Source organism: Pedobacter sp. UBA5917 (genome assembly GCF_002432345.1).
Classification (GTDB): domain Bacteria; phylum Bacteroidota; class Bacteroidia; order Sphingobacteriales; family Sphingobacteriaceae; genus Pedobacter.
This window is the reverse complement of sequence record NZ_DJDT01000148.1, coordinates 1-15,090: the sequence shown is the minus strand read 5'-3', so window position 1 is coordinate 15,090 and position 15,090 is coordinate 1. Positions and strand designations below refer to the sequence as shown.

General features: G+C 37.7%; 11 protein-coding genes. All 11 read left to right on the top strand.

What is annotated here, in order from left to right; translation table 11 throughout:
* A partial coding sequence (gene tssD, locus B2V92_RS09030; RefSeq protein WP_293307071.1) for a type VI secretion system tube protein TssD occupies positions 1-293 on the top strand: 293 nt, incomplete at its 5' end.
* 348 nt (positions 294-641) lie between these two features.
* Entirely contained in the window at positions 642-2,504 is a 1,863-nt protein-coding gene (locus B2V92_RS09025) for a type VI secretion system Vgr family protein (RefSeq protein ID WP_293307069.1), read from the top strand.
* Positions 2,505-2,676: 172 nt separating this feature from the next.
* Positions 2,677-3,786: a DUF2931 family protein gene (locus B2V92_RS09020; protein WP_293307067.1), complete on the top strand. Its 1,110-nt coding sequence runs from the start codon at positions 2,677-2,679 to the stop codon at positions 3,784-3,786.
* Positions 3,776-5,206 (top strand): DUF2235 domain-containing protein, encoded by a 1,431-nt coding sequence (locus B2V92_RS09015; RefSeq protein WP_293307065.1) that lies wholly within the window; start codon positions 3,776-3,778, stop codon positions 5,204-5,206. The genes B2V92_RS09020 and B2V92_RS09015 overlap by 11 nt, the downstream gene beginning before the upstream one ends.
* Before the next feature lie 9 nt (positions 5,207-5,215).
* Entirely contained in the window at positions 5,216-5,524 is a 309-nt protein-coding gene (locus B2V92_RS09010; protein WP_293307063.1) for a hypothetical protein, read from the top strand.
* 19 nt (positions 5,525-5,543) lie between these two features.
* Entirely contained in the window at positions 5,544-6,542 is a 999-nt protein-coding gene (locus B2V92_RS09005) for a hypothetical protein (protein ID WP_293307061.1), read from the top strand.
* A 16-nt stretch (positions 6,543-6,558) separates the two neighbouring features.
* Positions 6,559-7,035: a DUF4280 domain-containing protein gene (locus tag B2V92_RS09000; RefSeq protein WP_293307059.1), complete on the top strand. Its 477-nt coding sequence runs from the start codon at positions 6,559-6,561 to the stop codon at positions 7,033-7,035.
* Between the two features lie 17 nt (positions 7,036-7,052).
* Positions 7,053-10,109 carry an OmpA family protein gene (locus tag B2V92_RS08995; RefSeq protein ID WP_293307057.1) on the top strand — a complete coding sequence of 1,019 codons (3,057 nt, stop codon included), beginning with the start codon at positions 7,053-7,055 and terminating at the stop codon, positions 10,107-10,109.
* Between the two features lie 68 nt (positions 10,110-10,177).
* The gene (locus B2V92_RS08990; RefSeq protein WP_293307055.1) at positions 10,178-11,122 is read left to right on the top strand and encodes a hypothetical protein; all 945 of its coding nucleotides are present in this window, start codon (positions 10,178-10,180) and stop codon (positions 11,120-11,122) included.
* A gap of 214 nt (positions 11,123-11,336) precedes the next feature.
* The gene (locus B2V92_RS08985; RefSeq protein ID WP_293307053.1) at positions 11,337-12,839 is read left to right on the top strand and encodes a WG repeat-containing protein; all 1,503 of its coding nucleotides are present in this window, start codon (positions 11,337-11,339) and stop codon (positions 12,837-12,839) included.
* A 107-nt stretch (positions 12,840-12,946) separates the two neighbouring features.
* Positions 12,947-13,975, top strand: a complete 1,029-nt coding sequence (locus B2V92_RS08980) for a hypothetical protein (RefSeq protein WP_293307051.1) — start codon at positions 12,947-12,949, stop codon at positions 13,973-13,975.
* The last annotated feature ends 1,115 nt before the right edge of the window (positions 13,976-15,090 follow it).

Genomic DNA, 15,090 nt, shown 5'->3' with positions numbered 1-15,090 from the left:
CAGGTGTTTATGGTGGTACCATTCACATCGAAATCGAATCAACCGAAGATACCTCGGTAATCGAATCAATGGTTAACAACCAGTATAAGCCACTTTCCGGAACTATCGTTTTCAAAAAAGGCGAAGAAGATGCGAAAATGAAAGAACTATCTTTCGAAGATGGTTATATCATCCAGTACAACGAGGGTATTGCGGTAAACGACAATACACCAATGACTTTAAGTTTCGTAGTATCTGCCCGTAAGCTAAAGCTGGGTAATGCAGAACACGAAAACGATTGGCCAAAAGCTTAGTCATCACTAAACATATAGTAATTAAAGCGCCCCGATTTTTTCGGGGCGCTTTTAATCCATTGCTATTTCAGTACCCTACATCTACCTATTATCTAAAATTATTATCCCTCTTGGCACCGTGATCGATTTTCACAGCGCTACACTATAAATTAATGCTCAATTATGTCTAACCAGCTCAAACATATCGCAGTAAACAATTACTATTCTGGTAAAACGTTTGGTTCGGCATCCACACACAATATTCATCTGATCGGGCAGTTTACAAAAAATGGAGTCATTTTTAATGTAATGCCATGTATATATCAAACCTTTGGTTTGGGCTAATTGTTGTGAACAAGATTAAACAATATGGAAAAGAAACTCATTGCAGAGATCAATATAGAAGGGAAAGAAATTACACATTTTGCCTCCTTCAGCCTACAGCAAGCTTTTAACGAGCACCATTATTTCGAACTGCGTTTTAACCACGACCAGATGGGGGCACCCGGACTTATCAGCTTGGATGATAGCCGCGATTTTGTAGGTAAAACTTTAACTGCATCTTTCGGACATACGCCAGAAGGTATGCAGAACTTTGTGGGACTGGTTTCCAAAGTCGAATTGTCGCAAAGTCATGGTTATCATGGGGTTGTAGTGGTAAGTGGCTACAGTCCCACGATTTTGATCGATCGCGGTCCGGATTTAGGTTCTTATCTCGATAAAGACCTGAACGAGATCGTTAAGTTAGCCACTAAAGATACGCCGGCAAACGACCTGAAGGTGGTTGCCAATGCAGCAAGAACTACACCAATCGATTATATTATCCAATACCGCGAAAGCGATTTTGCTTTTCTAAACCGCCTTTCGGCCGAATATCACGAATGGTTGTTTTACGATGGCAAACAGCTCAATTTTGGTAAACCCAATACGCAAAAGGAAATAGCGCTGTTTTACGGCAGGGATGTGCAGGAAATGCAATATGCAATGGAAATTGCACCGATAAAAAATAAACGGTTCTCTTATAACCCCAAGCAGAACGAAATGCTGCTGAGTGAAAGTAGCGGTAAAGTAGATGGTACGCCCGATTTATCCCATGCGGTAAAAGCTTCGAACCTTACTTTCAGTAAAACCTTTAATCAGCCATCATTAATCAGGGTTGATAATAACAATGATATTAAAAGCCTGGTAGAAAACGAAGAAAAGGCCAATACCAGTGAGCTTTTAAAGGTTACGGCAAGGGGCGACAATGCAGGTCTAAGCATAGGCAGTATTGCCGAAATTACCATGAGTGTACGCAAAGAACTAGCTTTTACATCCGAAAGCCTGGGTAAATTCCTTATCACCAGTGTTACACATCATATCGATGAAAATGGCAAATACCATAATAATTTCGAAGGAAAAGTATCTACAACTGAACGTTTACTGGTAAAAAATTTCGATAAACCTCAGCCTGATATGCAACTGGCAGATGTGATCGATAATAACGATCCACAGGGCCAGGGCCGTATCAAGGTGAAGTTTAAGTGGGAGTGTTTAACAAACGACGTTACCGAATGGCTGCGTGTGGTTACGCCAAGCGCAGGTATAGGCGATAGAGGAAATAACCGCGGGTATTTTGCTATTCCAGAAATTGATGATCAGGTAATGATCGCTTTCGAAGAAGGAAATGTGGCCCGCCCCGTGGTAATGGGAAGTGTGTACCATAGTGCCAGTGTGGATAGTAGTCCGCTGATTAAAAACCATTTAAAAAGTATTATTACCCGTAGCGGCCACTTGGTAGAGTTTGACGATGACCCAAATACGCAGGGTATAAAAATTACCGATATACACGAAAATATCATCCATATTGATACTAAAGGGAATAACATCACCATCACAGCACTCGAAAACATGACCCTAAACTGCAAGAACATGCAGATTAATGTACAGGAAAATATGGCCGTACAGGTTGGTAAAGAACAATCTACCAATGTGGGCGACAACCAGACAATTTCGGTCGGGAAAGATATTACAACCTCCGCTGGCAAAAATTTCTCGTTAACGGCTACAGGTGATATAGAAGAAACTTCGGATAACCGGACAGAGATGGTAAGCAAAGATTTTTTAAGACATGCAGAAACATCCAACGAGCAGGCAAGCGAGATAACCGTTTTCAGCCAAAAGGAAAATATGACTTTGCAGAGTGGAAAAATTGTAGAGATCAACAGTGCAGAAAAATCAAAAATGTTTTAAAAATGGCCATTTTGAAACAATGTACCAATATGACCCTCAAGGTCAATTCCACATATTCTCTCCAGGTAGAGAATAAATTGGAGAAAAAAGCAGATAAAGTTAACATAGAAGCGATGCACAATAACCTGATTTTGGCCTGCAATAAAAAAATAGTTGGCCGAGGGGGAAAAGCATGATCGTAAAAAACAATTTATACCTGTTACTGCTTGTTTTAGTAACAACAGTATCGAGTTGTAAAGGACAGAATATGGAAGAAAAGTTTGATTGGACTGCAACAATATCTGCGCCGAAGGAAGTCCCTGTAGAAGTATACCAGGGAGAAATTTCCGCCAAAAACTATGGGCAGAACCTGAGTCATTTGGGGCCGGTTGCGGTAGGTTGGGGACTGGGAGGAGCAATCGTTTCCAGTGGTCCGGATACCAAAGAGTTACCCGATTATTTGGGGCTTACCTGGGTTTCTTTTGCGGAGAAAAAGGTATACTCCGGCCAGTTTCAGCTCCCTAAAGAAAAAATCCTAAAATTATTCAAAGATGGATTCAATAATGGGGGCAACAAGCCAGACGAAACCTATAACACTTTTATCATCGGTCTGGCACCAAAAGGTAATATTATAGTATGGGCTGCCGGTGATGGCAATCAGGTAGAAATAGCACATTTTGCTGCAGCAGAAACAAAAATCGATACAGCAAAACTGTCTGATGAGGAAAAACACCTATTTACCCATAAATATGTAGATTATGTTTTATCCGATACGATGATCATAGAACCCCAGTTTCAGGCAAGGATAAAATCTCAGGGTTATCCCAATGCAGAGCTTTACACTGCCATTTATAGGGAAAAGTATAATTGGACACCTAAGGTTGTATTGCCTAGCGGATACCATTTAACAAATTGGTCTTTTATGCTAAGTAATGGAGAGAAGGAATATATTTTGGATGGGAATAAGATTTTAGCAAAACAAAGCCGTGCCATTCCTTACCTGCTCAATGTAATGTTTACAGATAATGAAAAAAACCGGTACGAAGCTGATATTGTGATTACCCAGGATAAAAGCTATTTACCCAGTTTACAGCAGAATGGCTTGGCTACCCATATCCCTGTTGATTTTGATGTAAACGAAATAAACAGAATTTTTAAAGAGAAGTTAAATAAAACCCAACCAGCCGATCTGTTGATCAATATAGATCCCAAAGAAAGAAAACTGGATCTGGATTTAACACAGGGTACATTAAACTTCCCAGTTAAACAGGTAGAATTCCAAATAAAAAACTATGGCAACTAATGTTAGTTTTGGTAATTATGCGCCTCCCGGTCCTGTAGATAAGGGGTTGGAATACCGTTTTGGGATGTTCTTTGATGGTACGCGGAACAATAAAACAAATACCGAAGGCCGTGAGGAATTCAATAAACCGAGCGATCAGAAATCAAAAAATCCAAACGATTTAGCCAAAGCTGCGGCATACAAGAAATATGGCAAGGATGATGATAAAAGCAGTTATCAGAACACCTACAGTAACGTAGCCCGGATGTTGGAAGGTTACCGCAGAGGCAAAATCTATATAGAAGGGATAGGTACCACCAATAATGGTGGTGACGATACTTTGGGGTATGCCTTAGGTACCGGCGAAACAGGCATTAGGAGCAAGGTAGAAAAAGGCTGTAGATTATTGGCCGGTTTATTGCCCAAGAGAAAAGAAGTTTCGGTTCTGATATTGGACGTATTTGGATTTAGCCGAGGTGCAGCCGCAGCACGTAATTTTGTTGCAGAAGTTACGCAGAGCGAATTCAAGATCAATATTGATCCATTGTCTACACCGGATAAACCAGGTAGCTATTCTGAAATAACGATCCCGGCACATGGTTATCTGGGTAAACAGTTTAAAGATGCGGGTGTAATTGTAAAGCGGTTGGAAGTGCGTTTCCTGGGTATTTACGATACGGTTTCTTCTTACGAGCCGGGCGCTACATCCATCGCCTCGGTAACAGCCCTGAATCATGATTTTACGAATGATGTTGCCGAGCTGAATCTGAACAATATCGGGAAAGCCAAGTGTGTTCTTCACCTTACAGCAGAAAACGAACACCGTGAAAATTTTGCTCTTACCAATGCCCGTGTGGGACTGCAGAAAAGTTTACCCGGTGTACACTGCGATATAGGTGGTAGCTACACCAACGGTATCGAAAAGGTTGATGAGCTCATCAACGGGTCGGAGGATGTACAGAACGCAGAAAAAAACAGACTGATTTCAGAAGGATGGTACACTGAAAAACAGTTGACCCTACATCCATATAAACGGAAACTTTCTGGTGAACGTAACCTCAAAAACACATACAGTTACATCCCGCTGCACCTGATGATCGATTATGAATTGGAATTCGAAGAAAAATTTCCAATCAACAAAGCGTTGCTGGTAGACCAGAAATACGACATTTCTGCAGATCCTTTACTGGTACGCGTAAAAAAGAAACTTCAGGATTCGATGCACAAAAATGTAAGCCCATATGCTTTTAAATCATTTAAAGATATCCATTCGAAGTATAAAGGAGCTAAACTTCCTGAACAACGCTTTGCCGATTACCAAAGGGAGTTGGACGAGCAGAACGACCTAAGGAAATTAAGAAATGAGTACCTGCATTGGTCTGCTGAATTTGATGGCATTGGCATGGACCCAACCCCAGATAGAGTGCGTGTTACCTATTAAATTTAAACTATGAAAAAATATTCGATCATAAGGGTGGGCATTTTGATTGCCGGTTTTCTATTGATATACCTATACGATCACTGGGATTCGTGGTTCGATAACAACGGATCCATTGGTGGCAATAGTGGCATGTCGGTACCTATTGGTTATTTTTTGAACCTCGGATGGATTTTTTTGTGGTGCCTGTTTTTATTGATCGAAATATTGATCAATTATTTCAGGAAGAGCTCCGATAAAACAAAAAGAATGTATAATGTGGTACTCATTGTATTGGGTATTATCTTATTTATCATTTACAATATGATCATAAGTCATTAACGGTCTATTTAGCTTAAACATGAATTACAGAAGTTTGTTACTTGACGATAGTGGAACTGCCCCCGAGGTAGAAAAGCCTGCCGGAGAAACTGAAAAAGCAAACCAGCCTATTCAGTTTGATGGAAATTTCGGGCTTAAAAAACGGACTGGCAAAGAAGGAAATGTACAGCATTATGGCCTTACCATCCTATTTGAAGAAGAAAAACAAACGCATGAAATTAAATATGAGCTATCACTAACCTACTTGGGCTTAAACCAGGAGCAGAATTTTTTATACCGGTTAGATAGAACAAGTGCTGTTTACGTTAATGAAGTAATCCCAGAGCTGGTAGCAGATAAACTGGCCTATCAGGCAGGCAGCATATTTTATCCCTTAATTGTTGAAACGAAACCGGATGGGGAATTTTTAAAGGTGGCCAATTGCGACGAGATCAGGAAAAGATGGGTTAAAGTTAGATCGGAAATTGAAAGTTACTTTGAAGGTGATTATGCTGCTAAATATATCCGTTTAATGGATGAACGCTTAGTGGATGATAATTATATACAGATCTGCTTTCGGGAAGATTGGCTTATACAGACTTATTTCCAGTCGATCTATAAAAACTATAAAGAGCAGCTCACGGTAGAAGAAAACCTGTTGTTCCCCAATCTCGAACCCATGGCATTGGGGTATAAAACTGTCGAAACTGTAAATCCGCTTACCAATCATTTCGGAGCACTTCAGCTGGAGCACAATGGTGTTTTGGAGCAGGACGAAATAAACTCGGCAACAGGAGGCTATCGGGCTAAATATATATTAAGTCCGGCAACCAAAGCCATACAGATTATCATTGCCGAATGGTGGGTTAAGGAATTGACGGAGAAAAAAGTGACATTAAAACTATTTTCAACAGATAAACTTGATGATGAGAAACTGCCAACCAATGTTGCACCATCATCAGTAGAAAGTTTGGTGTTTTTGGATGGCGATAAAACAAACAAAAGCGAAAAGAGCTTTTGGGGTAGCTGGTTTAAATAGCTTAAAATAAATTGATATGGCTGAAAAACATATTGTAGTACAGGGAGCTGTTTGTTTGTGCAATTTTGGCACAAGCCCGGATAATTTAAAAGTTTTAACAAACCAGAAAAATTATGCAAATGACGATAAAGGCAGTAAAAAGCCCATCGCCACCCATAAAGATATAGGCTCAACATTTGAAAAAAATACTTTTGGAAGCTGTTCAAAAAAGAATAACTCTCCATGTACGGCGGTAGTAACAGAATGGTCTGATTTCTATGAAGAGACCCTACTCGATAATGGTGGTAAAATCCTGCTCGAAACTTCTAAGGCAACCTGTCCGGTTGGTGGTAAAGATTGCATCAAGATTATTAAACATGGGCAGATGGCAGAACCTACCGCACAGAATTTCGACAATACCAATAAAGAAGTACAGAAAACACTTAACCCGATGATTGTGGCTAAGGATATGCAGGAAACTGAGGATTTGAATAGCGGCGTAATTGACGGATAATTTATATAGGCTAAAACATGGCAAAGAAAGGTATAAAAAAAATTGTTTGGAGCGGCGAAGGCAAAGTTCATAAAGATAAATCTAAGCCAGGTTATTCCGTTGTGATAGATGGGGGATCTACCGTGGGCTTTGTTGTTGGCGAATGGTTTCCTGGTACAACCGAAGCCGATAAGAAAAAAAATATCACCTGGATCAGGCAATCGGCCGATAAAAAGGTCGATTATTATAAAGGCGCACAGCCAAGCACCAAACCATATACTTTATTTATTTCAAAAGCTCAGGCTGGCAAAGTTTTCTACTATGTAGAAGCCAGTTTAACAGGTTTTAAGGATTTGGAAGGTGGTACTGGCCTGTTTGTACGCGCCTATAGCCCCCCTAGGGTTGTAAGTTCTTACTGGAGGGAAAATATTGAAGGGAACAACAAACAGATACACGAAGGCAATCCCACGCAATATAATGTCCCCCTGCATCTGCATCTCGAATTGGAAGGCCTGAACGGCTACAATTGTACGGTTCATATCTATAACTGCGAGTTTAACCTGTTCAAAGATGATAACCAGAAAATAAGTAAAACCTATACCGTAAAATGTAACGGGGGCGCATTGGACGTTTATATCCCTGCAGGCGATGTTTTGCAATGGAGAAAAGAGATCGGTGCCGAAAAACCCCTTGAGCAGTTTTATATCCAGTTGAGTGTAGAAGGTACAACAGGCTATGTTAAAGATACCACACCCAAAGGCGATTTAAAACATGCCACCCACCTGTTCATCAAAAACAGTTTCGGTAAAATACTGACCAAGATTGTACCCCTGCCAAAAGGCAATAAGGTAATTACCATTGGCGAAGAAGACAAACAGCCCATTAAGTTTGATAGCTGTACCTTTTCCAAAATCAATATCCACGATAGGGAAAACCTTAAAACCGTTTTCAGTAATACAGACCCGCGCACCATGGGTATTGCCGAAGAAAAATTTACCTTTAGCCTCAATATTTTTTACGATACCGATCAGTACGAAGTGCCTTCGGCCAGTCAGGCTTTACTGAAAAACGTGATTAAATACCTCAAGCAGAATCCTCAGATATCCGTTACTATCGAGTCGTATGCCGATATTAGGAATACTTACGAATACAATGATAATCTGACCGAGAAACGCGCCAACGCCATTTTAAGTTTCTTTTACACCAACGGGATCAAAAATCAGTTGAAAGCTTTCGGTTACGGAGAAAGAAAGGCCAAGCAGTTCGATTATATTACCAACGAAGATAGGCCCATCCATAAAATCAACCGTAAAACCGTACTTACCTTTAAGGTAAATAATTTAAAAACAATTTTTTACAATACCATCACCCCCAATTACGAGGAGCCGGTTGACCTTTCGGTGTTCGTAAAGGGCATTAAGAATGATGCATGCATTAGCTTCGAAAATGGTAAAAAGCACGATTTAAAGAAAATCACTTATAGCGAGCTTGTAAATTATAACGGAGACCGTAGTGTTGTTAAAGATATTCCATTGAATGGAGAGGAGGGGAAATTAAAGGTATTTTCTTTTGAAGGTGATATGTTCCCTTCCGCATTGGGCTTAAAACCCAACAGGTACGAGCTGGGCATCCATTCCTGTGCATATTTCCCTGATCCTAAAAAAGCCACATTGGTGATCAATGCCTTTACTGATGCCCTGTGGATTTTACAGGCCACATACGATTTCACCGGCGATTATCCGATCGTATACCGTGGCAAACCCGAACCCATATCCGTAATCAAAGGCATCAAGGGCCTGCACGAGCGGGCCAAACATTATATCGATCTGTATCTGAGTGTACTGAAATATTTTCCAATGGGCGATGCTTATGTTATGCTCACCAACCTGGCTATTGATTTTTTTGTGTCAGAAGCCGAGATGTATGGTATAGGCTACGCTAAAAAATGGAATTACAGTGGTGGCAAGTTTAGTAAACTCACCAATTTTACCGACAACAACAGAGATCTGGTAGAAAAAGGAATTCTAACCCTTACCATTATCGTAATGATTGTTGAGCTTATTATTGCGGTGCTTACCATGGGAGAATCGGCTGCGGCCAAACTGCCGAAATTGAAGAAGGCCGTACGTTTGCTAAAAGATGCCCAAAAAGTACAAAAGGAAGTAAAAGATTTAGGCTTCGATTTCATATTCCCCAAAGTAGCATTTACCTATGCCACCTATCTGGAAAAAAAGAACGATCTGGTGCATTACGTTACCGAATTTAATGTAAAGGCCGATCCGGTAATTGGCATCAAATTTGAAAAATCACTGAGTTTAAAAGATATTGTACAGAGAGCCCTTACCCAGGAAAAAAAGGTAAACAAAGAAGGTAAGGAAGAATATGTGTACAAAGAAGAATTTGAAGGGCTTAAAAAGGAAAAACTGGATGATAAAGATCCCCTGGGAGATAATGTATATAAAACAGGGCGGAACTTTGGACGGAAAACGGCAGAAGGAGAAATTGGTAAAGGTTTGCAGACTTTATTAGACCGTGCCGGTTACGATGCAAAAATTAAAATTATGTTCAGTGGCAGTATAAACCAGGAATATAAGATCAAAATTTCTGCACCAGCACCGCACCAACAGTTTGCAGGATCTGTAAATATCAAAAATGCCTTAAAACAGGGTTTTAGTAACAGTGCAGGTAAAGTAATTGGCGATAATGCCATAAAAATGCAGGCCGAACTAATGGTAAAGGGCCGAATACATGTTGTAGGCTGCGTCCCAATATCACCTTTTTTGGCTTCTACTTTTTTTAAAAACAGCCATACCCAATATGATGCCATGTTGGAAGCAAACCTTGAGTCTCATTTGGTCCATACCCGTACATACGGAGCCAATGAAACCGAAGGGCTTTTTTATCAGGATAAAATTTATTTTTCAGGGATTAAGGGAAAAGTTAAACTTGAAGTCACAGCATCAAAAAAAGATGATGATTCATGGGATGGAGATAAAAAATATAATTTAGCTGATACCGAATTTCATTTGTTTAAGGATAAAACTTTTACCATGATGAAAATTAATTTATTTTATAAAAATAATACACCACAATAATGAAAATAAGGTATATCGTACTTTTAACCCTTTTTAGTTTGGGTGCTTGCAAACAAAAAAAAAAATCTATGGATAATACAACACCTCTCATCACGGATTCTAATAATGAAAAAATAACTGCTGAAAATACCTTGCAGAATCAGATAAAAGCAATTAAACGATCTGCTGATGAGCCATTATATTACATTTACGTAAACCACGAACAGTGTTTTTTTCAGGTATTGGTAAATGACATACCTGTATATCGTTATTTCATAGATGGCGGAATGATGTCGCCAATTATTTTAAACAATTACATTACTCATTCCGGTAAACAGACCATAACTTATCGTTTGTATCCTCAAACCAAAAGGACTTACGGCGAAGGATTTAATATACTTACTCCCTACACTAAATTTGATGTTAAATTATATGTCCGCAACAACGCTGATACGGTAAATAGTTTCGAAAATCAGAAACTTTTACTTACGCATCATGCGGCTACAAAAACCGATGGTAAATCATTTATAGGTGAGGGTAAAGATTATTATGAATACTCCATACCTTTTGAAGCAAAGGTTCCTTACAATTTAAAAGTTTTGGATGATAGTAAAGATTTAACCAAAATAGATCATAAAGAATTACTAAAAAAAGTAGAAACTGCTTATCAATACTTTTGGGATATTTTAAACAAGAAAAAACAGGATGAATATTTTAGATTAGGTTTTGCCTCAAACATTTCGCAGATTAATTCTGAATATCTGGACAAAGATCAGATTCAGAATGCAATCAATGATGAATTACTTGTTTTTAATAACCCCAGCTTTAAACTGGAGCCATTGGCGAATTATACTATGAAATTATATGGACACGGAAAAATTGTTTGCCTGGAACAAACAAGTGAAGATCTGAGGTTAAAAAAAAGATGGGCAATTTGGGGTAAATACAAAACAAGCGAAGGTGAAACTAGGGTAAATTTCACTAGACTGTATCTTTATATCCCCAAAGGAAAAGACACTTTCGAGATTTTATAATGATGACGCTACAGGTTTATTTTAATATCGCCAAAGGCAAAACGGATTTGAAGTAATACGATAGAATATATTGCCAAAATAAAGCTGTCCAGGCCAAATGCCATTCGGCAAAAAGCATAAACGGGATAGTTTCAATTTATAAAAACTTAAGGACTTTTTTTACACATATAAATTGAATTCCGATAAGATTAAAGTTGTAAAATAATATCAAAAAATGATTAATGGCTTTACTGGTGATTTCAGAATCAAAAAACTTTTAGCTATAACATTGTTATTCTTGATGGTGTCTTGTAGTAGACGAAATGAAGAATTGCAGGAAAAAGTGGATGATAAAATTGCTGAATTAGATAGTGCTATAGCGCTTAGTTCAGTTAAAATCTCTGTTGAACCAATTCCCGAAGATGAGTTGAGTACAGATATTACGGCTTTTAAAGATAGAAGTAATTATAAGCCCTCATTTTTCGATTCATTGAAAATAGAAACGACCAATAGATTTCCAAATAGTTTCTTTTTTATAAATTATGATGAATTTAAGTTAGTGAGGTTATTAGGTTTTGATAATTTTTATTTTAATAATAATCCAGATCGCAAACCGAAATTCGAAATTCAAAAGGTAATATATGCAGATGGCACGAACGAAAGCGCCTCAACTGTAATCCTTAATAAATCGGATGCAAAGAAAATGCCATATTTTGAAAACGATAAAATGATAAATAGCGAATTATATTTTTTTCAGAAAAACAGCAGACCAATAGTAGGAGTAGAAGCAAAAGTAATTGCAAATTTTACAAACACCAAAGATTATTATTTGGAAAAGGGCCAAAAAATAATAAAAACAGATAAAGGTGATATTGAAATTATCGAATTTAACAATAATGAATTTACATTTAAAGTACCCGCTACACTAGCTGAAAAAATAGAAATAAATGCACTTTACAAAAACGGCAAATATTTAACAACCAAAGGGTCGCAGTCATTTGAGTTTACGCCGCAGATAAAACTGCTTGAAGAACTAAAAAAAGCTAAAGATAAAATTTCGGAGGGTAAAATTAATTCGGAAAACGAACTGCGAAAATTCTTGGAATCCGAATCCATGCAAAGCAGTTCAAAATCTAACGAATTTGTAACCAAATCAATCTATTTCTCTGCAACAATAAGCAAAATAATTGTTTCCATTGCCCAAAAGGATAAGTCTGTAGAAAGTTTACATGCCTATTTTATCCCAAAATTTAAACTCGACAGGTACAGTGAAACGGGTTATGCAATTTGCGAAGATGCAAAAACTGCAAAAAAGGGAATTATTGATTGGAATGGTAAATGGTTAGTAAAACCCGTTTATCATGACATTAGTCAGCAAAATTTTGTGAAAAATTATGTGCAGGTAGCATTAAATGAAAATGAATTTGCAAATGCCCTTTATTGGGTAGATAAGAAAAATAGGCGGTTAGTGAAACCCAATTATGAGTTGAATTCCTATACTTTACAGCGGGACCATCCGAGGCTGGTAATTGTAGGAAAACCAATACGCCAAGCTGATGGCGGAACAATAGACCAATTGGGAGTAGCTGATACTGAGACAGGGAAACTTATCGTTCCATTAGAATATGATCAGATAACATTTTCGGACCAAACTATTATATGTAAACGCCCAAATCAAAAAGGCATAAAAATTTTTAACGAAAAGGGGACCTTTATTTCAGCGCAACAAAAAAAATAATAAAGATACTGTATGCTTGGATTCAGCTTATTTCTATAAAATCGGTAAGCATACATGATTTTTCTCCATATCCCCAAAGGAAAAGATACTTTCGAAATTTTATAAAAATGATAAGAACACTGTTATTTTGTTTAGCTACATGTTTACTGCTTAATTGTGATACCAATAGGAATACCCTTCAACAACCTCCTATTACCGATTCCAACTCGGATAATATTACGGCGCAGAATTATATTCAAAAGGAAATCGGTTTTGTTAAGCCTCCTTCCCAGCAAGACATTGAATATTATTTCTCTGTCAGCCAAAACCAATGTTTCTCTGAAATTTTGGTAAACAATGTACCTGTTTTTAGATTTTTCGAAGACGGAAGCGCGATAACACCCATTTGTATAAATCCGTATATCAATCAGTCGGGCAAACAAACATTAACATACCGTTTATATCCGCAAAAAACCGTAACAGATGGAGAAGGAACAGCGCACCTCACCGCACAAACGGCTATTAAAATTGAGCTTGTTGGGCGTAAAGAATCGGATCGGATAAATGCCTACAAAAATCAAAAGGTGGTAATTACCCATCTATCAGAAACCAAGCCTGATGGAAAAACTTTCGTTGCGGCAGGGAAGAATTATTACGAATACACCATTACATTTGATGCCGAAGTGCCTTATAAACTAGTTGGAGCTACAGAAAGTCAGGACCTTAGTAAATTAGACCAAAAGGAACTTTTGGCTAAAACGGAGGCGGCCTATCGGTACTATTACAACCTGATTAGCGCTAAAAAAATGGACGACTATTTTAGATTGGGCTTTAAAAGCGATGTTGCAGAGATTATCTCTTCTTACATCGATCAGGAAAAGCTGCAAGCCATAGAAGAATCGGATAAATTTCACTTCCTGATCCTCGGATTTAAATTGGAGCCTCTTGAAAAATATCACATGAGCCTATATGGCAATGGTAAAATTGTTTGCCTCGAACAAACCAGTAAAGATCCGGCACTTAAAAACACAAGTCCTATCTGGGGTAAAACTGAAACACCCAATGGAGAGAAAATAACCAAATTCTATAAACTATATCTTCATATTCCTAAAGGAAAAGATACTTTTGAAATTCTGTATAAAGGTGAAAGGTTTTGATAATTTCCTATAGCCCGAACCCGATAATTTCAATACCAATACATTTAAATAACGATGAAAAACGCTCAAAAACTGATTATCGGTCTTATACTGTTCGCGATTACTGCTGTGGGTATTACGATTTGGTATATATCCGATCATATTTTGACGGAATTTAATGTGCATTCCGTTTTGAAAGTTTTGGCTCAGGTCGGATCGATAGCCGGAATAATTGTTGCATTGATCTTTTTGCTCGTAGTATGCTGTCTGCAAAAAATTAAAAACCCATATTTGATAACCCTGGTGATGAGCCTAATATTTATGTTGTTTGTTTTTATATCCTATTGGTTTATTCTGCATATGATATTTTATGAGATGAATGATAAACAATCATTTATAAGTCAGTTATTCGGAGCCTAATATGCTATTTTGCTCCTATTTTTATTCAATACCTGATTAATTGGGCAGATAGGGTACGGAAAGGGATAATTAAACCGCTCTCATGAATGGAATCTCGAAACATATTATAATAAGGCTCTTAATATTACTCATTCCATATTTGGCCTTTTGCTTTGCGTTTGCAGAAAATAATTACCAAAGGCAGGCTTACAATCTTGATTTAATTCCTTTGTACCTTTTTTATCTGCTGATGCTTATTCTTTTGTTGGAAACGGTTGTGCTATGGTTTAAAAACAGGACAAAATTTACTGCCAACGCATGTATTTTTATCTTTCTGCTCACACTTTACTTCGTTCTTCCCCATTATCGTATTGCACAGATTTCTGATACTTTTTTTTGGCAGTAATTAATCTGATCATAAACTATACAGTTCGTAAATTAACTGTATGTAGCCACAACCTGTTGCCAAAAGTTACACTTTGTCCATAAATGCCACAATAAGTAAAGATATGGCGTGTAGTAATAATGAGACGAGCAATATTTTCAAAAAAAATACATTTTTTTTCGCTCTAAAAATCTTTGTTTTTTGCATTGGGAACTCGTTTTTTCTGATTTTGATACGCTTGTTACTGATTATATATGAGGTAGATACACAATAATTGGCCTAATATTTGGTTTATACTATACAGTAGCGGACGCTACGTAAAATTCTATTTTTTTAACCTTTAAATTTTAAA

Coding starts and splice junctions, on each gene's coding strand:
- B2V92_RS08995 (WP_293307057.1), top strand. CDS start 7,053: ATGGCAAAGAAAGGTATAAAAAAAATTGTTTGGAGCGGCGAAGGCAAA.
- B2V92_RS09005 (WP_293307061.1), top strand. CDS start 5,544: ATGAATTACAGAAGTTTGTTACTTGACGATAGTGGAACTGCCCCCGAG.
- B2V92_RS08980 (WP_293307051.1), top strand. CDS start 12,947: ATGATAAGAACACTGTTATTTTGTTTAGCTACATGTTTACTGCTTAAT.
- B2V92_RS09010 (WP_293307063.1), top strand. CDS start 5,216: ATGAAAAAATATTCGATCATAAGGGTGGGCATTTTGATTGCCGGTTTT.
- B2V92_RS08985 (WP_293307053.1), top strand. CDS start 11,337: ATGATTAATGGCTTTACTGGTGATTTCAGAATCAAAAAACTTTTAGCT.
- B2V92_RS09020 (WP_293307067.1), top strand. CDS start 2,677: ATGATCGTAAAAAACAATTTATACCTGTTACTGCTTGTTTTAGTAACA.
- B2V92_RS09000 (WP_293307059.1), top strand. CDS start 6,559: ATGGCTGAAAAACATATTGTAGTACAGGGAGCTGTTTGTTTGTGCAAT.
- B2V92_RS08990 (WP_293307055.1), top strand. CDS start 10,178: ATGGATAATACAACACCTCTCATCACGGATTCTAATAATGAAAAAATA.
- B2V92_RS09025 (WP_293307069.1), top strand. CDS start 642: ATGGAAAAGAAACTCATTGCAGAGATCAATATAGAAGGGAAAGAAATT.
- B2V92_RS09015 (WP_293307065.1), top strand. CDS start 3,776: ATGGCAACTAATGTTAGTTTTGGTAATTATGCGCCTCCCGGTCCTGTA.